The 21,390-nt window shown below is 70.6% G+C and carries 19 protein-coding genes; 12 read left to right on the top strand and 7 right to left on the bottom strand.

The features are described from left to right. Window positions 1-271: 271 nt before the first annotated feature. Complete coding sequence (locus tag OH809_RS32310) at window positions 272-1,348, bottom strand: amidohydrolase family protein (RefSeq protein ID WP_406424861.1); 1,077 nt, start codon at window positions 1,346-1,348, stop codon at window positions 272-274. Between the two features lie 127 nt (window positions 1,349-1,475). Here OH809_RS32310 and OH809_RS32305 point away from each other — a divergent pair, with 127 nt between their 5' ends. The 6 genes from OH809_RS32305 to OH809_RS32280 all read left to right on the top strand — a co-directional run bounded on the left by OH809_RS32305 (window position 1,476) and on the right by OH809_RS32280 (window position 7,264). Next, window positions 1,476-2,582, top strand: a complete 1,107-nt coding sequence (locus OH809_RS32305) for a pyridoxal-phosphate-dependent aminotransferase family protein (RefSeq protein WP_406424863.1) — start codon at window positions 1,476-1,478, stop codon at window positions 2,580-2,582. A 354-nt stretch (window positions 2,583-2,936) separates the two neighbouring features. After that, the gene (gene ectA, locus OH809_RS32300) at window positions 2,937-3,467 is read left to right on the top strand and encodes a diaminobutyrate acetyltransferase (RefSeq protein ID WP_406418268.1); all 531 of its coding nucleotides are present in this window, start codon (window positions 2,937-2,939) and stop codon (window positions 3,465-3,467) included. Window positions 3,468-3,521: 54 nt separating this feature from the next. Beyond that, window positions 3,522-4,790, top strand: coding sequence for a diaminobutyrate--2-oxoglutarate transaminase (gene ectB, locus OH809_RS32295; RefSeq protein ID WP_406515990.1), 1,269 nt, complete (start codon window positions 3,522-3,524; stop codon window positions 4,788-4,790). A gap of 55 nt (window positions 4,791-4,845) precedes the next feature. After that, window positions 4,846-5,244 (top strand): ectoine synthase, encoded by a 399-nt coding sequence (locus tag OH809_RS32290; RefSeq protein ID WP_037691652.1) that lies wholly within the window; start codon window positions 4,846-4,848, stop codon window positions 5,242-5,244. Between the two features lie 3 nt (window positions 5,245-5,247). Continuing rightward, window positions 5,248-6,141: an ectoine hydroxylase gene (thpD, locus tag OH809_RS32285; RefSeq protein WP_406418272.1), complete on the top strand. Its 894-nt coding sequence runs from the start codon at window positions 5,248-5,250 to the stop codon at window positions 6,139-6,141. Between the two features lie 94 nt (window positions 6,142-6,235). Continuing rightward, window positions 6,236-7,264, top strand: coding sequence for a VOC family protein (locus tag OH809_RS32280; RefSeq protein ID WP_406418274.1), 1,029 nt, complete (start codon window positions 6,236-6,238; stop codon window positions 7,262-7,264). Between the two features lie 164 nt (window positions 7,265-7,428). Here OH809_RS32280 and OH809_RS32275 read toward each other — a convergent pair whose 3' ends face one another. The 3 genes from OH809_RS32275 to OH809_RS32265 all read right to left on the bottom strand — a co-directional run bounded on the left by OH809_RS32275 (window position 7,429) and on the right by OH809_RS32265 (window position 12,169). Beyond that, on the bottom strand, window positions 7,429-10,164 hold the full coding sequence (locus tag OH809_RS32275; RefSeq protein ID WP_406418276.1) for a SpoIIE family protein phosphatase: 2,736 nt from the start codon (window positions 10,162-10,164) through the stop codon (window positions 7,429-7,431). Between the two features lie 123 nt (window positions 10,165-10,287). Beyond that, window positions 10,288-11,349, bottom strand: a complete 1,062-nt coding sequence (locus tag OH809_RS32270) for an aminotransferase class V-fold PLP-dependent enzyme (RefSeq protein ID WP_406418278.1) — start codon at window positions 11,347-11,349, stop codon at window positions 10,288-10,290. A gap of 100 nt (window positions 11,350-11,449) precedes the next feature. Next, on the bottom strand, window positions 11,450-12,169 hold the full coding sequence (locus tag OH809_RS32265; protein WP_406418280.1) for a DsbA family oxidoreductase: 720 nt from the start codon (window positions 12,167-12,169) through the stop codon (window positions 11,450-11,452). Between the two features lie 233 nt (window positions 12,170-12,402). On the opposite strand from OH809_RS32265, the gene OH809_RS32260 reads away from it, so the two are divergent. Next, window positions 12,403-13,557: a type II toxin-antitoxin system HipA family toxin gene (locus tag OH809_RS32260; RefSeq protein ID WP_406515989.1), complete on the top strand. Its 1,155-nt coding sequence runs from the start codon at window positions 12,403-12,405 to the stop codon at window positions 13,555-13,557. A gap of 80 nt (window positions 13,558-13,637) precedes the next feature. On the opposite strand, the gene OH809_RS32255 is transcribed toward OH809_RS32260, so the two are convergent. From OH809_RS32255 to OH809_RS32245, 3 genes are all read right to left on the bottom strand, one after another. Continuing rightward, complete coding sequence (locus tag OH809_RS32255) at window positions 13,638-14,348, bottom strand: Imm52 family immunity protein (protein WP_406418283.1); 711 nt, start codon at window positions 14,346-14,348, stop codon at window positions 13,638-13,640. A gap of 71 nt (window positions 14,349-14,419) precedes the next feature. Next, entirely contained in the window at window positions 14,420-14,893 is a 474-nt protein-coding gene (locus OH809_RS32250; RefSeq protein WP_406418285.1) for a GNAT family N-acetyltransferase, read from the bottom strand. A 543-nt stretch (window positions 14,894-15,436) separates the two neighbouring features. Continuing rightward, window positions 15,437-16,957: an aldehyde dehydrogenase (NADP(+)) gene (locus OH809_RS32245; protein ID WP_406418286.1), complete on the bottom strand. Its 1,521-nt coding sequence runs from the start codon at window positions 16,955-16,957 to the stop codon at window positions 15,437-15,439. 137 nt (window positions 16,958-17,094) lie between these two features. On the opposite strand from OH809_RS32245, the gene OH809_RS32240 reads away from it, so the two are divergent. The 5 genes from OH809_RS32240 to OH809_RS32220 all read left to right on the top strand — a co-directional run bounded on the left by OH809_RS32240 (window position 17,095) and on the right by OH809_RS32220 (window position 21,387). Then, window positions 17,095-17,865, top strand: coding sequence for an IclR family transcriptional regulator (locus OH809_RS32240; protein ID WP_406418288.1), 771 nt, complete (start codon window positions 17,095-17,097; stop codon window positions 17,863-17,865). A gap of 3 nt (window positions 17,866-17,868) precedes the next feature. Beyond that, the gene (locus OH809_RS32235) at window positions 17,869-18,348 is read left to right on the top strand and encodes a GNAT family N-acetyltransferase (protein WP_406515988.1); all 480 of its coding nucleotides are present in this window, start codon (window positions 17,869-17,871) and stop codon (window positions 18,346-18,348) included. A 92-nt stretch (window positions 18,349-18,440) separates the two neighbouring features. Then, entirely contained in the window at window positions 18,441-19,466 is a 1,026-nt protein-coding gene (locus tag OH809_RS32230; RefSeq protein WP_406418292.1) for a hypothetical protein, read from the top strand. After that, the gene (locus OH809_RS32225) at window positions 19,463-20,731 is read left to right on the top strand and encodes a sensor histidine kinase (protein ID WP_406515987.1); all 1,269 of its coding nucleotides are present in this window, start codon (window positions 19,463-19,465) and stop codon (window positions 20,729-20,731) included. Before OH809_RS32230 ends, OH809_RS32225 begins: the two co-directional genes overlap by 4 nt. Next, window positions 20,728-21,387, top strand: a complete 660-nt coding sequence (locus OH809_RS32220) for a response regulator (RefSeq protein ID WP_406418296.1) — start codon at window positions 20,728-20,730, stop codon at window positions 21,385-21,387. Before OH809_RS32225 ends, OH809_RS32220 begins: the two co-directional genes overlap by 4 nt. Window positions 21,388-21,390: the final 3 nt, after the last annotated feature.

Below are 21,390 nucleotides of genomic sequence, written 5' to 3'. Positions count from 1 at the left end.
TCCAACGGGGGACATCGCGGGCACCGGTGGCCTCGACTCCGTGAATCTTTTCGTACAGAGGGTGAACTGACAGTAGCCTGAGGTGAGTTCACCCCAAAGGGGGGTTTCCGTGTCTGTATTCGAATATCTCGGCGCGTGCGCCCCTCGGTGTCACCCGATCCGCTGAGCGTGTGCGAGGTGCCGGCCGGCTGCGCCGGGGTGTGCGCTGAGGTGCTTCAACGAGCGCGAGCTCCATCCGGTCACTGGCTGTCAACGCGGCGCCGGGGCGGCATCAGCTGATCACATGGCCGTTCAGCACCACATGGCGCGGCGCCGCCAGCACCCGTACATCCGCCCGCGGGTCCTCCTCGTACACCACCAGATCCGCCGGGGCACCCTCCTCGAGACCCGGCCGCCCGAGCCAGGCGCGCGCACCCCAGGCCGTCGCCGAGAGCGCCTCGCGGGGCGGGATGCCCGCCGTGACCAGTTCGGCGACCTCCGCCGCCACCAGACCATGGGCCAGCGAGCCCCCCGCGTCGGTGCCGACGAAGACCGGCACGCCCGCGTCGTACGCCGCGCGCACGGTGTCGTAGCGACGCTCGTACAGCCGCCGCATATGCGCCGACCAGCGCGGGAACTTGGCCTCGCCGCCGGCCGCGAGGTCCGGGAACGTGGCGATGTTGACCAGCGTCGGGACGATCGCGACGCCGCGCTCGGCGAAGAGCGGGATGGTGTCCTCGGTCAGTCCCGTCGCATGCTCGATGCAGTCGATCCCGGCCTCGACGAGATCGACGAGAGCAGCCGCGGCGAAGCAGTGCGCGGTGACCCGGGCACCGAGCCGGTGCGCCTCGGCGATGGCCGCCTCGACCTCGCCGCGCGGCCAGCAGGCGGTCAGGTCACCGGCGTCCCGGTCGATCCAGTCGCCGACCAGCTTGACCCAGCCGTCGCCGCGTCGCGCCTCCTGCGCGACGTAGGCGACGAGGTCGCCGGGCTCGATCTCATGGGCGTAGTTCCGGGTGTACCTGCGGGTCCTGGCGATATGACGTCCGGCCCGGACGATCTTGGGAAGGTCCTCGCGGTCGTCGATCCACCGGGTGTCGGAGGGCGATCCGGCGTCCCTGATGAGCAGCGTGCCGGCCTCCCGGTCGGTGAGCGCCTGCTTCTCGCTCGTGGCGGCGTCGACCGGGCCGTGGTGATCGAGCCCCACATGGCAGTGGGCGTCCACGAGGCCCGGCAGCACCCAGCCGGTGACGGTCTCCGTCGCGTCCGCGCCGGGCGGCCGCTCGTACGAGATCCGCCCGTCGACGGCCCACAGCTCGTCCCGTACGTCGTCGGGACCGACGAGTACCCGCCCCTTCACATGCAGCACCGGCTGCACCGTGTGATCTCTCATGACAGCACTGTACGAGGCGGCCGGTGGCGGCCTCGGTACTCTCGACGGAAGCGCTGTTCGTACGCCGAACCGCAGGCCGACCCGATCCGAAGAGAGCACCACCGTGACGCACCCCTTCCTCGACCTCGCCCCGCTCACCGCCGCGCACTTCGCCGCCATCGAGCGGCGGGTGGCCGGCCTCCTCGCCACCGAGCAGGACGTCGTCATCATGCAGGGCGAGGCACTGCTTCCCCTCGAAGGCTGCATCCGGGGCGGCGCCCGGCCCGGTTCGACCGCACTGAACGTCGTCACGGGGCCGTACGGGCAGACCTTCGGGAACTGGCTGCGCGACTGCGGTGCCAATGTCATCGATCTGGCGGTGCCGTTCCACACGGCGGTCACCGCCGACCAGGTCGCGCAGGCGCTCGCCGCGCACCCGGAGATCGACTTCGTCTCGCTGGTCCACGCGGAGGCTGCGACCGGCAACACCAACCCGGTCGCGGAGATCGGTGAGGTCGTCCGGGCGCACGGGGCGCTGTTCATGCTGGACGCCGTCGCCTCGGTGGGCGCCGAGCCGCTGCTGCCGGACCTGTGGGGCGTCGACCTGTGCGTGATCGGCGCGCAGAAGGCGATGGGCGGCCCGGCCGGGGTGTCGGCGGTGTCGGTGAGCGGGCGCGCCTGGGAGCGGATCGCCGCCAACCCCGAGGCCCCCCGTCACTCGTACCTCTCGCTCCTGGACTGGAAGGAGCGCTGGATCGACGGCGGCCGCAAGGCGCTCCTGCACGCCCCCGCGCAGCTGGAGATGCTGGCGCTGGAGGCGTGCGTGGAGCGGATCGAGACGGAGGGGCTGGAGGCGCTGATGGCCCGGCACGCGGCGGCCGCCGCGGCGACGCGGGCGGGCGCGGTGGCGCTCAGCGGCGGCCTGGCGCCGTACGTGCACGAGGCGCGGGACGCGGCGCCGGTCGCCACGACGCTGCGCGCCCCGGCGGGGATCGACGCCGCCGGGCTGGTCGCCAAGGCACTCGCGGCCGACCCATCGCTGCCGCTGATCGCGGGCGGCGGGGCGCTGTCCAAGGAGATGATCCGGGTCAATCACTACGGTGTGGACGCGACGCGGGGCGCGGTGCAGTCCTCGCTCGCGGCTCTGGGGGCGGCGCTGGCCGACGCGGGCCGGCCGGTCGACTTCGAAGCTGCCCGCAGGGCCGTTTCGGAAACCTGGCCGAGCGAATAAATTCAGGAGGGTCCGCCATTCGGGATCCGGCGGCGGCACGCCACGAATTCATCAATGCGGGGAGCTGTTCCATTCAGAGCAGCTCCCCGCATTCTTTTTCCCGCTTCCCCGGACCCTAAACTCTAAAGTTTCAGCAGCGCCGATCCGCACAATTCGGCCACGCATCCGCGGAGTTACGGCTCTGTGACCGACTCCACACCCGGGGAAGATTTGCCGGATAAGTGGCGGACATATCGGTAGAAATCTTCACCGTTTCGCGCCCGGGCACGCGCCCGCGTGATAGCACACAGGCCCGTTCCGCCCAACCCTCTGCGTCGATGCAATTTCAGAATTTGCTGGGTAAATTCAATTCGCATGACCACCGCACCAGCAGATTTTGCACGTGCCCGAAGCGAATTCCTCACCATCGACACCCCGCGAGTGGAAGACGGAGCCGCGATCTGGCGTATCGCCCGTGACTCCGAGGTCCTGGACCTCAACTCCTCGTACAGCTACCTGCTGTGGTGCCGTGACTTCGCGGCGACCTCCGTGGTCGCCCGCGACGAGACCGGTGAACCGGTCGCCTTCGTGACGGGATACATCCGGCCCGACCGCCCCGGGACGCTCGTCGTCTGGCAGGTGGCCGTCGACCCCGGCCACCGCGGGACCGGACTGGCCGCCAAACTGCTGGACTCGCTGACCGCGCGGGTCGCCGCAGTGCAGGGCCTGGCCTCCGTCGAGACCACCGTCACCCCGGACAACACCGCGTCCGACCGGCTGTTCACCTCCTACGCACTCCGCCATGACGTGGCTCTGGAGCGCGAAGTGCTCTTCGACGGCGGGCTGTTCCCCGAAGGAACGCACCTGCCGGAAGTGCTCTACCGCATCGGTCCGTTCCACACCTGAGCGCGGCGAAGAGCGCACCGCCGCCCTCCCACCCCCTCAAGCAGGAGATCCCCTGTGACCATCACCCCGCCAGCCCTGAGCGTCTTCGAGACCCTGGAGTCGGAGGTACGGAGCTACTGCCGCGGCTGGCCCGCCGTGTTCGACCGTGCGCAGGGCTCCCGGCTTACCGACGAGGACGGCCACACGTACCTCGATTTCTTCGCCGGTGCCGGATCCCTCAACTACGGCCACAACAACCCGGTATTGAAGCGCGCGTTGATCGACTACATCGAGCGCGACGGCATCACCCACGGCCTCGACATGGCGACCACCGCGAAACGCTCCTTCCTGGAGACCTTCCAGAACGTGGTGCTGCGCCCGCGCGACCTTCCGTACAAGGTGATGTTCCCCGGCCCGACCGGCACCAACGCGGTCGAGGCCGCGCTGAAGCTGGCCCGCAAGGTGAAGGGACGCGAGTCGGTCGTCTCGTTCACCAACGCCTTCCACGGCATGTCGCTCGGCTCGCTCGCCGTCACCGGCAACGCCTTCAAGCGGGCCGGGGCCGGTATCCCGCTGGTGCACGGCACGCCGATGCCGTTCGACAACTATCTCGACGGCCGGGTCCCGGACTTCCTCTGGTTCGAGCGGCTCCTCGAGGACCAGGGCTCGGGTCTCAACCAGCCCGCCGCCGTGATCGTCGAGACGGTGCAGGGCGAGGGCGGCATCAATGTCGCGCGGCCCGAGTGGCTGCGGGCGCTGGCCGATCTGTGCCACCGCCGCGACATGCTGCTGATCGTCGACGACATCCAGATGGGCTGCGGCCGTACGGGCGCGTTCTTCTCGTTCGAGGAGGCCGGCATCACGCCGGACATCGTCACCCTGTCGAAGTCCATCAGCGGTTACGGACTGCCCATGTCGCTCTGCCTGTTCCGTCCGGAGCTGGACGTTTGGGGACCGGGCGAGCACAACGGCACCTTCCGCGGCAACAATCCCGCCTTCGTCACCGCCGCCGCCGCTCTCGACGCCTACTGGGCGGACGGCCAGCTGGAGAAGCAGACCCTGGCCCGCGGCGAACAGATCGAGCAGGCACTGCTGGCGATCTGCGACGAACATGCCCGGCTCGGCGCCCGGTTCCGCGGCCGCGGCCTGGTCTGGGGACTGGAGTTCGCCGACGCGTCGCGCGCCGCCGCGGTCTGCGCCCGCGCCTTCGAACTGGGGCTGCTGGTGGAGACCTCCGGTCCGCAGAGCGAGGTCGTGAAGCTGCTGCCGGCCCTGACCGTCACCCCCGAGGAACTGGACGAGGGCCTGCGCACGCTGGCCCGTTGCGTCCGCGAAACCGCCTGACACCCCGGCACGCAGAGAGACAGAAGAGAAAAGAAGAGAAAGGCACCGACTCACCGTGATCGTCCGATCGTTCAGTGACATCGAGAACACCGACCGCCATGTGAAGGCCGCCTCCGGCACCTGGGAGAGCAAGCGCATCGTGCTCGCCAAGGAGAAGGTGGGCTTCTCGCTCCACGAAACCGTGCTGTACGCGGGCACGGAGACGTCGATGTGGTACGCGAACCACATCGAGGCCGTGTTGTGCACCGAGGGCGAGGCCGAGCTCACCAACGACGAGACCGGCGAGAAGCACTGGATCTCCCCCGGCACGATGTACCTGCTGAACGGGCACGAGCACCACACGCTGCGCCCGAAGACCGACTTCCGCTGCGTCTGCGTCTTCAACCCTCCCGTCACCGGACGGGAGGACCACGACGAGAACGGCGTCTATCCCCTGCTGACCGAGGAGGGCTGAACCATGACCACTGATGTACGCGCCGATCTGTATCCCACCCGGGGCTCGGCCGAGCTGATCACACCCCGCCAGGACCCGGTCATCTGGTCGGCGCCCGGCGCCCCCGGTCCGGTCGCCGTGAAGGACCTGCAGGGGTTCGAGCGTGACGGCTTCCTCACCGTCGACGAGCTGATCGCACCCGCCGAGGTCGACGGCTACCGGGCCGAGCTCGACCGGCTGATCGCCGATCCCGCGGTCCGGGCCGACGAACGCTCGATCATCGAGCCCACGTCGCAGGACGTCCGCTCGGTCTTCGAGGTCCACCGGATCAGCGAGGTCTTCGCCCGGCTGGTCAGCGACGAGCGGGTGGTGGGCCGGGCCCGCCAGATCCTCGGTTCGGACGTGTACGTTCACCAGTCGCGGATCAACGTCAAGCCGGGGTTCGGCGCTTCGGGGTTCTACTGGCACTCGGACTTCGAGACCTGGCACGCCGAGGACGGTCTGCCGCATATGCGGGCGGTGTCCGTGTCGATCGCGCTGACCGAGAATCACGACACCAACGGCGGGCTGATGATCATGCCCGGTTCGCACAAGTCGTTCCTCGGGTGCGCGGGCAGGACACCGAAGGACAACTACAAGAAGTCGCTGAGGATGCAGGACGCCGGCACCCCGTCCGACGAGGCGCTGACCAGGATGGCCGACCGGTACGGCATCCGGCTCTTCACGGGGCCGGCCGGTTCGGCGACCTGGTTCGACTGCAACTGCATGCACGGCTCGGGGGACAACATCACCCCGTACCCGCGCAGCAATGTCTTCATCGTCTTCAACAGTGTGGAGAACGCCGCCGAGGAACCGTTCGCGGCGCCGGCCAGGCGCCCGGAGTTCATCGGGTCGCGGGACTTCTCGCCGGTGGGATGAGGCGGTGCGCGGTGGGCGGGGGCGGCTCGGGCCGTCCCCGCCCACCGGCACAATCGGGTGGACCCGGTGGTCCGTCAGCAGCGAGAGTGAGGGCATGACTTCACTCGTACGACACGTCACCATCGACTGCGCCGACGCCTACAAGCTCGGCAGCTTCTGGGCCGAGGTGCTCGGTGCGCAGCTGTCCGACGAGGATCGGCCCGGTGATCCCGAGGCACTCGTCGAGACCCCCGGCGCCGCGCTGCTGTTCATTTCGGTACCCGAGCCCAAGGCCGGCAAGAACCGCGTCCATCTGGACATCCAGCCGCAGGACCGTACCCGTGACGAGGAAGTCGAGCGGCTGCTCGCCCTCGGCGCCACTCTCGTCGGCGACCACCGCAAGCCGAACGGCCGGGGCTGGGCGACGCTCGCCGACCCCGAGGGCAATGAGTTCTGCGTGGAGTGCAGCGCCGCGGAACGGGCCACGCTGACGGCGACCCGGCTGCCGGTCACCGCGGACGACGTGACCACCGCGGTACATCTCTCGCTCGCCGCGCTCCGCGAGGTTCCCGAGGACCACTGGCGGGCGCCCGCCGGGACGTTGGAATGGGACTCCTGGGAGACCGTGGAGCATCTGAACGATGATCTCTTCGCGTACGCAGCCCAGTTGGGCCCGAAGAAGCCGCCGCTGGACCGCGACGTGCCGTACCGCTGGGGAGCCGACCGCAAGGGCGGCCCGGCCAACGCGATCTTCGCCAACCCCGATGCCGGTGCGGTCGGACTGCTGCAGACCCTGGAGGCGAGCGGAGCACTGCTGACGGCGATGGTACGGACGACCCTGGCGGATGTCCGCTCGTTCCACGCGTACGGGATCTCGGACCCGGAGGGCTTCGCCGCGATGGGAATCGTGGAGACCCTGGTGCATACGCACGATGTCGTTCGGGGCCTGGACATCTCCTGGGCACCGCCCGCCGATCTGTGCGACCGCGTACTGGCCCGGCTGTTCCCGGACGCCCCGGACGACGCCGACCGGTGGACCGTACTGCTCTGGTCCACCGGTCGCGCCGAGCTGCCCGGGCGTCCCCGGGTCACTTCGTGGAAGTGGCGCAGTGCGCCGCTGGAGGAGGCCGGCCAGGAGCAGTAAGAAGCTGCTCGGGCGGCCGTCCCGGGGTGGCTGCCCCTGCGGCCCGGCGACGTGATCTCCTTCGATCTCCTGACTGAGATCGCACCATGACGGACATGGGGTCACTGCTCGCGACGCGGGCCCCGGGACGCGGACCCGTCGGTCAGGCTCCACGGGTACCTGCCTCAGAGTTCCGCGTCAAAGATGTTCAAGAACGCTGTGCCGTCCCCGGTCCCGTCGGGTCGGGGCAGGGGAAGCTCTGCCCAGATGACCTTTCCCTGGGGGGTGTAGCGGGTGCCCCAGCGTTCGGCCAGTTGTGCGACGAGGAACAGGCCGCGGCCTCCTTCGTCCATTGCGGTGGCGTACCGCAGGTGGGGTGAGGTGCTGCTGCTGTCGGCGACCTCGCAGGTCAGGGTGCGGTCGTGGATTACTCGTATCGTGACCGGTGCGGAGGCGTGGCGGATGGCGTTGGTGATCAGCTCGCTGAGTACCAGTTCCGTGGCGAACGCGAGCTCGGACAGGCCCCAGTCGTCGAGTTTCTCGGTCACGGCAGCGCGCATCCGCGCCACGGCGGCGGGGTCGAACGGTACGTCCCAGTCGGCGACGTGGTCGGGCGGGATCGCCCGTGTGCGGGCGATGAGCAGCGCCACGTCGTCCTTCGGCCGGCCGGGCAGGAGTTCGTCGAGCACTGCCTGGCAGCTTTCCTCCGGTGACCGGTCGGGGTGGGAGGCCAGTGCCTGGCGCAGCAGCTCCATCCCCACGTCGATGTCCCGGGTGCGGTCCTCGATGAGTCCGTCGGTGTAGAGGACGAGTTGTGTGCGCTCCGTGAGCTCGAGTTCCGCGGTCTCGAACGGCATGCCGCCCAGGCCCAGGGGCGGGCCGGCCGGCAGATCGGGGAAGGACACGCTGCCGTCGGGTTGGACCAGGGCGGGCAGGGGGTGTCCGGCCCGTGCCATTGAGCAGTGGCGGGAGACGGGATCGTAGATCGCGTACAGGCAGGTGGCGCCCGTGATCCCGGCGCCGGGGGTCGTTTCTACTTCTTCCTCTTCCTGGTCGATGCGCCCGACGAGGTCGTCGAGGTGGCCGAGGATCTCGTCGGGTGGCAGGTCAAGTGTGGAGAAGTTGTGCACGGCGGTGCGCAGCCGTCCCATCGTGGCGGCTGCGTGCAGGCCGTGGCCGACGACGTCCCCGACGACCAGGGCCACCCGGCTGCCCGGGAGCGGGATCACGTCGAACCAGTCGCCGCTCACTCCGGAGAGTGCGGGCAGGTAGCGGTGGGCGACCTCGAGGGCGCTCTGTTCGGGCAGGGCTCGTGGGAGCAGGCTGCGCTGCAGGGTCACCGCCATGGCGTGTTCGCGGGTGTAGCGGCGGGCGTTGTCGATGCTGACCGCTGCTCGGGCGGCCAGTTCTTCGGCCAGGGACAGGTCGTCCTCCTCGAACGGCTGGGGTTTCTCCGAGCGCCAGAAGTTGGCCATGCCCAGGATGACGCCCCGTGCCTGGAGGGGGACCGTGATGAGTGAATGGATGCCGTAATCGACGATCATCCGTGACCGCTCCGGGTCCTGGGCGAGCCAGCCGGGTGCGGCGGACAGGTCGGGTACCAATTCCGGCCGGCCGGTGCGGAATGCCTGTGCCTGTGGGGTGGAGGGGAGGAAGCTGATCAGGTGACCGGTTTTGTAGAGGGGGTGGTCGTTACGGATGCCGTGAACGGTGGCGCGGCGCATGTCGGTGTCCGCGCCTGTCGGCTCGTCCCCGTGCATGACCGGGTCGGCCAGATCGACGGTGGCGAAGTCGGCCAGCCGGGGGACCGCGATCTTCGCCAGTTCCTCGGCCGTACTCACGACGTCGAGGGTGGTGCCGATGCCGAGCCCGGCGTCGTACAGCAGCCTCAGGCGCTCGCGGGCGATCTCTGCCCTGCCGGACAGCGCCCGCAGCTCCGTGGTGTCGCGCAGGGTCGCGACCGTCCCCTCGGGGCCACCGTGACGATCCGTGAGCCGCTGGTTCACCGCGAGCAGCCTGTCCCCCGCAGGGTGTACCTCGTCCGTGGCCGGGCGGCCCGAGGTCAGCAGCTCCACCGTGCCGGGATCGAGGCTGGGCAGGTCCGGGATGTGCTGCCCCTCGGCGTCGTGCGGCAGATCCAGCAGCCGTCTGGCCTCGTCGTTCGCCAGGAGCAGTCGGCCGTCGCTGCCGACAATGAGCACGCCTTCGCGCACGGCGTGCAGCACCGCGTCGTGATGCTCGTACATGCGCGTCATCTCGGCGGGGCCCAGACTGTGGGTCTGCCGCTGCAGCCGCCTGGCCACCAGCGCCGTCCCGACCGTGGCCACGGAGAGCGCGACCGCTCCCGCGACGAGGATGATCGGAATCTGCCGGGACACCATGCCGGTCACTTTCTCGACCTGCATGCCCGCAGACACCAGACCCACGACCTTGTGCCCGTGATCGAAGATGGGGACGGTCGCCTGCACCTCGTAGCCGAGCGGGTCCTTGACGCTCTCGACGTACACATGGCCGGCCAGCGGCGGCCCGATGGTGGCGACGGCCTTCTTCCCGATCAGCTCCGGCCGGGGATGCGTGTAGCGGATCCCCTTTGTGTCCGTCACCACGATGAAGTCGACGCCGGCCGTTTTCCGCGCCGCCTCGGTGAGCGGCTGGAGCACCCTGGAGGGATCGGGGGCCTTCAGTGCGGCCACGACGCCCGGTGAGTGCGCGAACGTCTGCGCGACGGCGACCGAACGATGTCTCGCCTCCGCGTTGCTGTCGCGCTGGGACTGCAGTACGAGCGCCAGCACCGCGGCCGCAACGAGCAGCACCACGACAGCCACCTGCAGAGCGAAGACCTGCCCTGCAAGGCTCTGGGGGTACTTGCCCGTGAGTGACCGAACCTGTCCGCTCCGGAATCGGCCGAAAGGTTGCACCATATCGCCCTTTTTACACCGTAAGCACGAAGATGTTCACCAAGGTCGGCGGGGGTCCCTTCGGACTCCCCTGGGCGGCGGCTGATTCTGCGGGCGCCGGGGGATCAGCCGGGCATCCCGGCGGGCTCAGCCGGCGAGCACGTCCAGGGCCCGGTCCACGTCGGCCTGCGTGTTGTAGAGATGGAAAGCCGCGCGCAGACCACCCGCCCGGTTCGAGACCATCACCCCGGCCCGCGCCAGCTCCGGTTCCCGCCCGCCGAGTCCAGGCACGGCCACGATCGCGGACTCCCCCGGCACCGCCTCGTGCCCCAGCCCGGCCAGCCCCGCCCGCATGCGGGCCGCGAGCCCGGTGGCGTGGGTGTGAAGGGCGTCGATGCCGACCTCGCCCAGCAGCGCGAGGGAGTGCTCGGCACCGTGGTACGCGAGGAAGGCGGGCGCCTCGTCAAAGCGGCGCGCGGTGCCGGCGAGTCGGCCGATCGGACCGTAGGTGCTGTTCCAGCGGTCCTCGCCGGCCACCCAGCTCGCAAAGAGGGGCGGCAGGGTCTCCTGTGCCTCCTCGGTGACGGTGAGGAACGACGTACCGCGCGGGCAGAGCAGGAACTTGAAGCCGCCGGTGACGGTGTAGTCGTACGCCCCGGCGTCCAGCGGCAGCCAGCCCGCGGACTGGGTGGCGTCGAGCAGGACCCGGGCTCCGTGCGTGGTGGCCGCGGCCCGGACCGCGTCAAGGTCGGCGAGGCGGCCGTCGGCGGACTGCACGGAGGAGAGGGCGACCAGCGACGTGGTGGGCCGCACCGCCTCGGCCATGCCGTCCAGTGGGACGTACCGCATCCGCAGATCCCCGCGGGCCGCGAGGGGGCCGACGACCGAGCTGAACTCCCCCTCAGGAACGAGCACTTCGGCGCCCGGCGCCAGCGAGGCCGCGATCAGACCGACATGCACGGCGACCGAGCTGCCGGTGGCGACCCGGTCGGGGCCGACGCCGACGAGCCCCGCGAACCGGACCCGTGCGGCGTCCACGGCGTCGAAGCTGCCCGCGCCCGGACCGGTGCCCGCGGCGTTCTCGTCGGCGAGTGCCTTCACCGCCTCGACGGTGCGGCGGGGCAGCAGCCCGCAGCTGGAGGTGTTGAGATACGTGGTCTTGGGCGCAAACTCGGCGCCTACCGCCTGGGTGAGCGAGGAGATCTCCATACGCCCACCCTGGAGCCCCCTCAACTCATCGTCAATCACGAAGGGTTGAGGAGGCTCTCCAAGCAGTGCTTATGTCTGCAGCTGGGCGGGGCAGAGCGGGTCAGCCCTGTCCGCCGGAGTGCGGGACCTCGCACGCCCCGTCGGCGTCGCAGGCCGCCGCTTCCGAGCCGATCGCGGTCAGCGGACGGTCCTTCCACGCCTGCTCCAGCGCCTGCGCGAAGACCTCGGCAGGCTGGCCGCCGGAGATCCCGTACCGCCGGTCGAGCACGAAGAACGGCACGGCGTTGGCACCCAGCTCGGACGCCTCCTGCTCATCGGCCCGCACCTCGGCCGCGTACGCCTGCGGGTCGGCGAGCACGGCACGCGCCTCGTCGGCGTCGAGCCCGGCCTCGACAGCCAGCTCGACCAGCACGTCACCGTCGAAGACGGAACGCTCCTCGGCGAAGTTCGCCCGGTAGGCGAGGCCCAGCAACTCGTCCTGGCGGCCGCGGGCCTTGGCCAGATGGAGCAGGCGGTGGATGTCGAAGGTGTTGCCGTGGTCGCGGCCCTCGGTGAGGTAACCGAGCCCCTCGGCCTGCGCGTTGGCCGCGACGTTCGCCTCCATGGCCTGCGCTTCCTCACGCGTACGCCCATACTTCTGCGCCAGCATGTCGATCACCTGCGCGGTGTCGCCCTTGGCCCGGCCCGGGTCGAGCTCGAAGGACCGGTGCACGACCTCGACCTCATCGCGATGGGCGAACCCCGCCAGGCCCTTCTCGAACCTGGCCTTCCCGATGTAGCACCAGGGGCAGGCGATGTCGCTCCAGATCTCGACGCGCATGACTCTTCTTCTCTCCAGGGTCTCGGGCAGTGTAAAGAAATCCCCCGCACGCCAGATCGAACACAGCGGCGGACCTGCTCATTCCCGAGGGTAGGCACGGCACCATCCATGGAGCACGCACGGCCGTCCCGGGTCAGCAGGCAGTTCGGCGCGGCGAACGCCGATCCAGCGTTACGCTATCGACTGTCACAAATGTTTCAGCTAGAGCGGAAGTCGAATGAGTCGAACGATCCGTGTGGACGAGGACGGGCCCCGCGAACACTGGCTTCCCGTCTGGGTCGCCCAGGACAACCGTCGCGGAACACCCGGTGCTGGGGCAGGGATTCGAGCGGGATCCACGTAAACGCCGCTCGGGGAGCGGAAGCGTCCCGGAATGGTTCGCCAACCTGCTACCGGAACCCGGCAGCGGTCTGCGGCACATGGTTGCCACAGAACTCAGTAAAAAGAAGCTCCACGATTTTGTACTGCTCAGCCACCTGGGTGAGGACCTGCCGGGCGCGGTCCGGGTGGTTCCTGACGTCCCGCTCGACGGGCTCCCGGACCACGAACCCACCGGCGTGTGTGAGCACGAGCATGCTCTGCGTTTCTCACTGGCCGGAGTCCAGCCGAAGTTCTCCATGCGATACGAGGGAAAGGCCCTCGTGCTCCCTGCCACGGGCAGCGGTGGCGACTGGATCGTAAAACTTCCCGACCAGCGTTTTCCCGCTGTCCCGGAGAATGAATTCGCCATGCTTCAGTGGGCCGGAAGAGCCGGCATCGACGTTCCCGAGTCCCGTCTCGTACCAGGCACCCACATTCGGAATCTGCCCGAGGGCACGATCGAGCCGGATGAACACGCTCTCGCGATCCGGCGCTTCGACCGGACGGACAACGGGCGTGTGCATCAGGAAGACTTCGCCCAGGTACGCGAGGTATCCGCTGAGGCAAAGTACGACAAAGCCAACTACGAAGGCATCGGACGTGTCGTCAGCGCCGTGTGCCCTGTTGAGGATGCCATCGAATACCTTCGCCGTCTCGTCGCTTTCACCCTCATGGGCAACGCCGACGCACACCTCAAGAACTGGACTCTGCGCTACCCCACCGGTCGTCAGGCACGGCTGTCTCCGGCGTACGACCTGGTGTGTGTCACTGCGTACCCGAAGGCCGACCACAAGCTCGCGTTCCCACTCGGTGGCACCACGAACACCGAGCTGATCACCACGGAGAGTTTCCGGGGGCTCTCTCCGGCACTCAGGCTGGCGCCCGAGCTGATCACGGATACCGTGCGGGAGACGGTGGAAGCCCTGACCACCTCATGGGCCGACATCAAACACAGCTTCGAGGTACCGGAGTTCGTGGCTGTGACCATCGACAGACGTCTCGCCTCGCTGCCACTGGTGCGCAGCTGAGCAGTGAAAGGCGCGAGCAACGCCTCAATGTCGGAGACCGCCCGGCGTGTAGGTCCGGGGTATCTCGCCGGTCCGGCCGGTCACAGGGCGGTCCGGCCCATCGGGCGGGGCAGCGGCTCCAGCGCACCGGCGTACCGCAACCGCAGATTGGCCTGGAGTACGTCCTTCACGTTGCCGTGCGGAGCGATGTCGAGGAGTACGCCTCCGGCGCTGAGCTCCTTGCGCCCGGCCTTCGTGCCCTCCGGCAGCAGCGCCGCGCGCGCCCGGGAAAGATAGCCGACCCAGCCGACGCAAGGCTCACCGCCAGCGAAACCCGCATCGTCCTCCAAGACGTCGAGCACGTCGCCGTCGGTGACATCGCCGCAGTCGGGCTCCCACGCCTCGGCGACAACCGTAAGGAGATCCCCGTCGGGGATCTCGGCGGTGTCCGGCGATTTGATACCGATCACCATCGACTGGAGGAGGTACTCCGAGGTGCCGCCCGCGTTCCCACTGACCTCAATCTTCCAGTCCGGCTCGCCCGCGAGGAGGAGTCGCAGCCCGAACCCGACACGGTCCGACCAGCCGTCGGCTTCCCGGGCCGCGCGCAGAGCGGTGAGGAGGGAATCCTCGTTCGGCAGGAGATCCGTGGCGGGCCCGGACGAGTGGATCTGCCACCACGTCCACACCGCACCCGAGCCGCCCGCCGGAAGGATCTCGGCAAGCTGGTCCAGGGTGAGCTTCCATCGCCGGGTCAGCTCCTCGGCCGTCTCCTGCCGTGGACCCCAGAAGCCCCGCACCACACGTCGCATGAACCGCCTCCGTCGCACCTCGTCCGTCGGCCAGGTCGTCGCGGGCCAAGGCTAGTTGAAGGACCTCCGGGTCAGGGGCCGACCGCGAGGCGCAGCGCCAGATGGGTGCCGTGGCGCGGGTGCGCGGGGTCGGAGGTCCAGCCGTGCCGGACGTAGAAGGCCTGGGCGCGGGTGTTGTGCACGAAGACCTCCAGACGGGCGCTGTCCACTCCGGCCCGCTGCCAGGCGTCGACGCAGGCGGTGTGGAGTGCGGTGCCGATTCCCGTACGCCAGTGGGCCGGCGCGACATGGAGCTGAGTGAGCGTCATGTCGCCGTCGCGTAGGGCGTAGGCGGCGATGCCGGCGAGGGTGCCGTCCCGCTCGGCGCAGAGCACGGTGGCGTCGGGGCGGTCTATCGCCCGGGACCAGCCGGCGCGGCTGCGCCCGACCTCCGCGGCGCCCGCGTACTCCTCCTCCGGAAGGTGCCCCCGGTAGTAGGTGGCGCGGGCCTCGGTGTGCAGCTGGACGATGGCGTCGAGATCGGCGGGCGCGGCAGTTCTGATCATGCGGGGAGGGACGTCTCCGGGCGGCCCGTGGTTGCGCCGGCCCGCGCCGGACGGGCTTGGGATGTGTTGCCCGGCAACGGGGTGGGCCCGCCTCCGCCTGGCGGTGGGGTGGGCGGGGCCCCTCCGGGGCGTCTCCTCAGGACTGGCGCGGAAGCCGGCAATTCCAGGGAGCCCGGCACGTGCGCCGGCCCCTGCGGGGACTCCCCTGCACGGTCCCACCCAGGCATCACTCGCGGCCGCGACCCGGCGGTCGTGACAGGAGCGCCTACCGGGCCGCTTACGCGCGACGGCCGGTCCGGGGGCGTGCAGGGGAGTCCCCGCAGGGCGACGAACAAAGACCCGGGCTCCCCTCGCGTGCCCGCCGAACGTTCGTTGCCCGAGGAGACGCCCCGGAGGGGCTCCGGACCACCCCACCCGACAAGGCGACGGCACCACCAGGGACCAGACGCACACATCAAGCCCGTCCGGCGCTTGAGGACAAAACCCCCGCCCCGGGGGCTGGGCGCCGCAACGGCGCCCCCCGGAGTTCGGGAAGGCTCACCGTCACGCACGACGCCCGTCGACGCGGCGCGGCAGGCCCAGCGGGTTGTCCTCGCGCAGCTCCGGCGGCAGCAGGGACTCCGGCGTCGTCTGGTAGCTGACCGGGCGCAGCCAGCGCTCGATCGCGGTGGCGCCGACCGACGTGGAGGTGGAGGTGGTGGCCGGGTAGGGACCGCCGTGGTGCTGGGCGGGGGCGACGGCGACTCCGGTCGGCCAGCCGTTGACGAGGACCCGGCCGGCCAGCGGGGTGAGGGCCGCAAGGAGTCCGGGGGCGTCGGTGTCGGCGGCCTCCGTGGCGATCTGGAGGGTGGCAGTGAGGTTGCCCGGGAGCCGGGAGAGGACGGCGGCGATCTCGTCCTCGGAGGCGTAGCGGGCGACGACGGTGACCGGGCCGAAGCATTCCTCCAGGAGCGCGTCGTGCGGCCCTTCGGTGGCGAGCAGCTGTGCCGGAACGGTCAGGAAGCCGGCGGAGACGGTGTGGTCGCCGCCCGCGCCGGGGGTGACCGGGGCGTCCACGTCGGGGAGTTCGACCCGTTCGCGTACGCCTGCGACGAAGGCGTCCCGCATCCGGTGGTCGAGCAGGACCGCGGCCTCGGTGTCGCTGACCGCCTCGGTCAGCGCCTTCAGCAGCCGGTCGCCGGTCTCACCGGCGGGGGCCAGGACGAAGCCGGGCTTGGTGCAGAACTGACCCGCGCCCATGGTCATCGAGCCCGCGAGCCCGGCACCGATCTGCTCGCCGCGCTCGGCGGCGGCCGCCTCGGTGACGACGACGGGGTTGAGGGAGCCGAGCTCGCCGTGGAACGGGATCGGGGCCGGCCGGGCGGCCGCGGCGTCGAACAGCGCCCGTCCGCCGCGGATGGAGCCGGTGAACCCGGCGGCGGCCACGAGCGGGTGCTTGACCAGCTCGACGCCCGCCTCGAATCCGTGCACCAGGATCAGTACGTCCTCGGGCAGCCCGACCTTCGCGGCGGCCCGGCGCAGCACGGAGGCGCAGAGCTCCGAGGTGGCGGGGTGGTCCGGGTGTGCCTTGACGACGACCGGGCAGCCGGCCGCCAGGGCACTGGCGGTGTCGCCGCCGGGGACGGAGAAGGCGAGCGGGAAGTTGCCGGCCGCGTAGACGGCGACGACGCCGAGCGGGATCTTGTAGCGGCGCAGGTCGGGCCACGGCGGGGTCCGGGTGGCGTCCGCGTGGTCGATGTGGATGTCGAGGAAGGCGCCCTCGTCGACGACCTCGGCGAACGCGCGCAACTGGGCGGCGGTGCGGGCGAGTTCACCGGTGAGCCGGGCCGGTCCGAGCGCGGTCTCGGCGTCGGCGGCCTCGGTGACGTGCTCCCCGGCCTCGGTGAGCAGCTCCGCCGCGGTACGCAGGAATGCGGCGCGTACGGTGCGGTCGGCGAGCGCATCGCTTACGGCATGTGCGGCCCGGACCGCACGGTCGACCTCCTCCGCTGTAGCCTCCACGGCAACCTGCTCACGCGGCTTCCCGGTGCGGGGGTCGACGCTCCAGACTGGTGCTGCTGCCACCGTGTTTCCTTCCGGTCCTCGGCCACACATCAGAAGTTGTTCGGTATTCTGAACACAGTTCCTGATCGTGAATATGTAGGGACTCTATTTCCGGGCGTTCAGTGTTGGCAAGAAGTGGGCTGGAAGGGGCGAGTGCGATGTCGGCTGCCGAGTCAGGCGGGGCACAGGTCAAGTCCGCGGTACGGACGGTGGAGCTGCTCGAGTACTTCGCCGGGCGTCCCGGTATGCATTCGCTGGCGGCCGTGCAGGAGGCCGTCGGCTACCCCAAGTCGAGCCTCTACATGCTGCTGCGCACCCTGGTCGAGCTGGGCTGGGTGGAGACCGATGCGACAGGGACCCGGTACGGCATCGGCGTCCGGGCGCTGCTGGTCGGCACCTCGTACATCGACGGCGACGAGGTCGTCGCGGCCGCCCGCCCGACGCTCGACCGGCTCTCCGACGACACCACGGAGACCATCCACCTCGCCCGTCTCGACGGTACGAACGTGGTCTACCTCGCCACCCGCCAGTCCCAGCACCATCTGCGCCCCTTCACCCGCGTCGGCCGCCGGCTCCCCGCCCACTCCACCTCGCTCGGCAAGGCGCTGCTGGCCACCCACAGCGACGAGCAGGTCCGCAAGATGCTGCCGGAGACGCTGCCCGCGCTGACCGAGCACACCCTCACCGACCGCGAGAAGCTGATCGAGGAACTGCACCTCATCCGCGAGCAGGGGTATGCGGTGGACCGCGAGGAGAACACCCTGGGGCTGCGCTGCTTCGGCGTCGCGATCCCGTACCGGACGCCGGCGCGCGACGCGATCAGCTGCTCGGTGCCGGTCGCCCGGCTCACCCCGGCGCACGAGCAGATGGTCAAGGACGCGCTGTTCGACGCGCGGGACCGGCTCACGCTCGCCACCCGGAGGCTCTGACCCGTGGGCACGCCCGAGGTGACGCTGCGCGAGGTGCGCGACAGCGATGTGCCGCTCTTCTTCGCGTACATGTCCGATCCGGAGTCGGTCCGGACAGCCGCGTTCACCAGTGAGGACCCTGGCGACCGGCCCGCGTTCGAGGCCCACTGGGCGCGGATCCTGGACAGTCGCACCGTGGTGATGCGGACGGTGCTTGCCGACGGCAAGGTGGTGGGCAACGCCGGGGTGTACGGGTCCGAGGGCGACCGGCAGGTCACGTACTGGATCGACCGGGCGCACTGGGGCCGGGGGCTCGCGACCGCCGCGCTCCGGGCGCTGCTGAACGCCGTACCGGAACGGCCGTTGCACGCCCGGGCGGCGGCCGACAACGCCGGTTCGGTGCGGGTGCTGCAGAAGTGCGGGTTCACCGTCACGGGCAAGGACCGGGGCTTCGCGCACGCCCGCGGCGAACCGACCGACGAACTGCTCTTCACGCTGGACTGAGCGGCGGGTGAGGCCCGTCTCCGCCGCGCGGCGGAGACGGATCGTCGCCGGGCAGGACGCGCGGGCGGACGAGGCGCGCGAGCGTGGATGACATGACACAGACACCGACGTCGCCGGCCACCCGGACCGCATCGGCGCCGCCCGCGCCCACCGGCCGGGCCCGCGCCGTGCTCCGCGCCGTCGCGATCGCCGCCTGCCTGCCGTACGTCTCGCTCAAGGCGGCCTGGATCGCGGGCAGTCACGTCGGTGTCCCCGCCGGCAGCGCGCTGCTCGACCACCGCACCGCGATGCTCGTCGCCAACAGCGCGTCGGTACTGCTGGACTGCACGGTCGTCGTCCTCGCCCTGCTGCTCACCCAGGCATGGGGGCGACGGGTCCCGGCCTGGCTGCTCACCGTGCCGATGTGGGTGGCGACCGGGCTGCTGCTTCCGATCATGACCGGCTTCCCGCTGCAACTGCTGGTGAGGGCGTTCGGCGGGACGACCGCCGGGTCCGGCGGAGACGGGCGCCCCTTCCTCGACGAGTGGGTCTACGGCGTCGTCTACACCGGCTTCATCGTCCAGGGCCTGACCCTCGGCGCCCTGTTCGTCCTGTACGCCAGGGAACGCTGGGGTCATCTGTGGCAGGGCACGCTGAGCGACCTGCCACCGAGCCCGACCGGACCGGCGCTGCGGGTCGTCGCGGTCGTGGCCTCACTGCTCGCGCTCGTGCCCGGCACCGTCCATCTCCTCTGGGCGACCGGATCGACCGCCGGTCTGAACGAGACCCGGATCGCGGACCGTACGAGCGACTTCTACGCCCTCGAAGTGGTCTACACGGTGTTCACGGCCGTCACCGTCGCCGGTGTCCTGCTGCTCGCCCTCCGCCGCCGCGGTGCGCTCGCCCTCAAGGTGCCGCTCGCGCTGGCCTGGGGCGGCTCCGGGGTGCTCGGCTGCTGGGGCGGCTATCTGTGCCTCGTCGCGCTGGGCCCGGTCGACGACATCGCCGACCGGCCCGCGGCCGGGATGCAACTCACCTACGCTGTGCAGATGCTGGTCGGGATCCTGGTCGCCACCCTGGGCGCCTACTTCTTCGCGGAACGCGCTGCGGCGACGAAGCCGTCCGGGCCGTCCGCGTGACCCTGCTCCTCGGCCGGCAGGCCCGGCTGCGCTGGCTGCATCTGATCATCGGCGGCGCGCTGCTCATGCCGTACTTCCTGGTCGGCACCGTGATCGTCTCCATGTACAACCGCGACGGCAACGCCTTCAACTCGCTGCCGCTGCAACTGACCGCGTTCGCGTACGCCCTGCCGATGGCCGCGGTCACCGGTCTCTTCCCGCTCGCCCGGCCGCTGTCGGTGGCCGCGGTCCGCGCCCTGTGCGGTGTCCCCGCGGAGCGGCTCGCCGACGGTCCGGCCAGGACCCGGCAGGCGAGGGTACGGACCGCGGGCTGGTTCACGCTGCATCTGGCGCTCGGCGCCGTCATCAGCGGGATGACGCTGGCACTGACACCCTTCGCTGTGGCCGTGATGACGCTGCCGTTCCTCTCCTCCGTACGGAACTCGGCGGTGGTCGATCTGCCCCGGGCACTGACCCGGCCGTGGTTGCTGGCCCTGGCGCCGTTCGCCGGTCTTGCGATGCTGGTCGCCCTGGCCGGCTGCGCGGCGGCGGCCGGGGCGCTGCTGGCCCGCCGCGCTCCGGTGCTGCTGGGCCCGACCCCCGACGACCGGCTGGCCGCCGCCGAACGCCGGGCGGCCGACCTGGCGGTCCGCAACCGGCTGGCCCGGGAGCTGCACGACTCGGTCGGCCACGCGCTCAGCGCCGTGACGCTCCAGGCGGGGGCGGCCCGCCGGGTGCTGGACAGCGACCCGGAGTTCGTACGCGAGGCGTTGACCGCGATCGAGGAGACCACCCGGCGCACGGTCGGTGAACTCGACTCCGTGCTGGGCCTGTTGCGACAGGGGGACGAGGGGGATGACGGGCTGACGGGACCGGCGCTCGACGCGCTGGACGGGCTGCTGGCCCGCTGCGGGGTCCCCGTGTCGTACGTCACCCGGGGCGATCCGGGCACGGCCCCCGCCGCCGTGTCCCGTGAGGCGTACCGGATCGTGCAGGAGGGGCTGAGCAACGCGTTGCGGCACGGCGGGCGGGCGGCACCGGTGGAGCTGCGGATCGCGGTGTGCGACAAGGAGCTGGCGATCACTCTGGACAACCCGCTGTCCGGGCGGGACCCGCTGTCCGGGCGGGCACCGGTGGTGCGGCCCGGCGGCGGCCGCGGGCTGCGCGGCATCGCCGAACGGGCCGTCCTGCTCGGCGGCAGCGCCGAGGCCGGACCGCACGACGACGACAGGTGGCGGCTGACCGCCCGGCTGCCCCTGCACATCCCCGCACAGGAGAAGCAATGAACACCGACATCCGGGTCGTGGTCGCCGACGACGAACGCATGGTCCGCACAGCCCTGCGCGTCATCCTCGACGCCGAACCCGGCCTGCGGGTCGTCGGCGAGGCGGCGACCGGCGCCGAGGCCGTCTCCGTCGTGCGGGAGCTGCGCCCCGATGTGGTGCTGATGGACGTACGGATGCCGGAGATCGACGGGATCCGCGCCACCGAGCAGATCCTCGCCTCGCTCGACGCGCCCCCGCGGATCGTCGTCGTCACCACCTTCGAGAACGACTCCTATGTGTACGACGCCCTGCGCGCCGGAGCCGCGGGCTTCCTGCTGAAGCGCGCGGCGGCCGAAGACCTGGTCCAGGCGGTGCGGCTGATCGCGCGCAGCGACTCCCTGCTGTTCCCGTCTGCGGTACGGGGACTGGCGGCCGATTACGGCAGGCGGCAGGCGTCCGCCGCACCACCCTGGGTGGCCCGGCTCACCGAACGGGAGGCGGACGTGCTGCGGCTGATGGCGGCAGGGCTGGCCAACGCGGAGATCGCGGAACGGCTGCGGGTGGGGCCGGCCACGGCGAAGACGCATGTGGCGGCGGTGCTGGCGAAGACCGGAGCCAGGGACCGCACTCAGGCGGTGATCGCGGCGTACGAGTCGGGGTTCATCACGCCCGGCTGATCC

Source organism: Streptomyces sp. NBC_00873 (genome assembly GCF_045207415.1).
Lineage (GTDB): Bacteria > Actinomycetota > Actinomycetes > Streptomycetales > Streptomycetaceae > Streptomyces.
The sequence above is the reverse complement of the archived record's forward strand: the minus strand, read 5'-3'. Positions and strand labels throughout refer to the sequence as shown.

Bases quoted from the DNA above. Each gene is read 5' to 3' on its own strand.
- ectA (WP_406418268.1), top strand. From the start codon at position 2,937: ATGACCACCGCACCAGCAGATTTTGCACGTGCCCGAAGCGAATTCCTC.
- thpD (WP_406418272.1), top strand. From the start codon at position 5,248: ATGACCACTGATGTACGCGCCGATCTGTATCCCACCCGGGGCTCGGCC.
- OH809_RS32280 (WP_406418274.1), top strand. From the start codon at position 6,236: ATGACTTCACTCGTACGACACGTCACCATCGACTGCGCCGACGCCTAC.
- OH809_RS32275 (WP_406418276.1), bottom strand. From the start codon at position 10,164: ATGGTGCAACCTTTCGGCCGATTCCGGAGCGGACAGGTTCGGTCACTC.
- OH809_RS32270 (WP_406418278.1), bottom strand. From the start codon at position 11,349: ATGGAGATCTCCTCGCTCACCCAGGCGGTAGGCGCCGAGTTTGCGCCC.
- OH809_RS32265 (WP_406418280.1), bottom strand. From the start codon at position 12,169: ATGCGCGTCGAGATCTGGAGCGACATCGCCTGCCCCTGGTGCTACATC.
- OH809_RS32255 (WP_406418283.1), bottom strand. From the start codon at position 14,348: ATGCGACGTGTGGTGCGGGGCTTCTGGGGTCCACGGCAGGAGACGGCC.
- OH809_RS32250 (WP_406418285.1), bottom strand. From the start codon at position 14,893: ATGATCAGAACTGCCGCGCCCGCCGATCTCGACGCCATCGTCCAGCTG.
- OH809_RS32240 (WP_406418288.1), top strand. From the start codon at position 17,095: ATGTCGGCTGCCGAGTCAGGCGGGGCACAGGTCAAGTCCGCGGTACGG.
- OH809_RS32230 (WP_406418292.1), top strand. From the start codon at position 18,441: ATGACACAGACACCGACGTCGCCGGCCACCCGGACCGCATCGGCGCCG.
- OH809_RS32220 (WP_406418296.1), top strand. From the start codon at position 20,728: ATGAACACCGACATCCGGGTCGTGGTCGCCGACGACGAACGCATGGTC.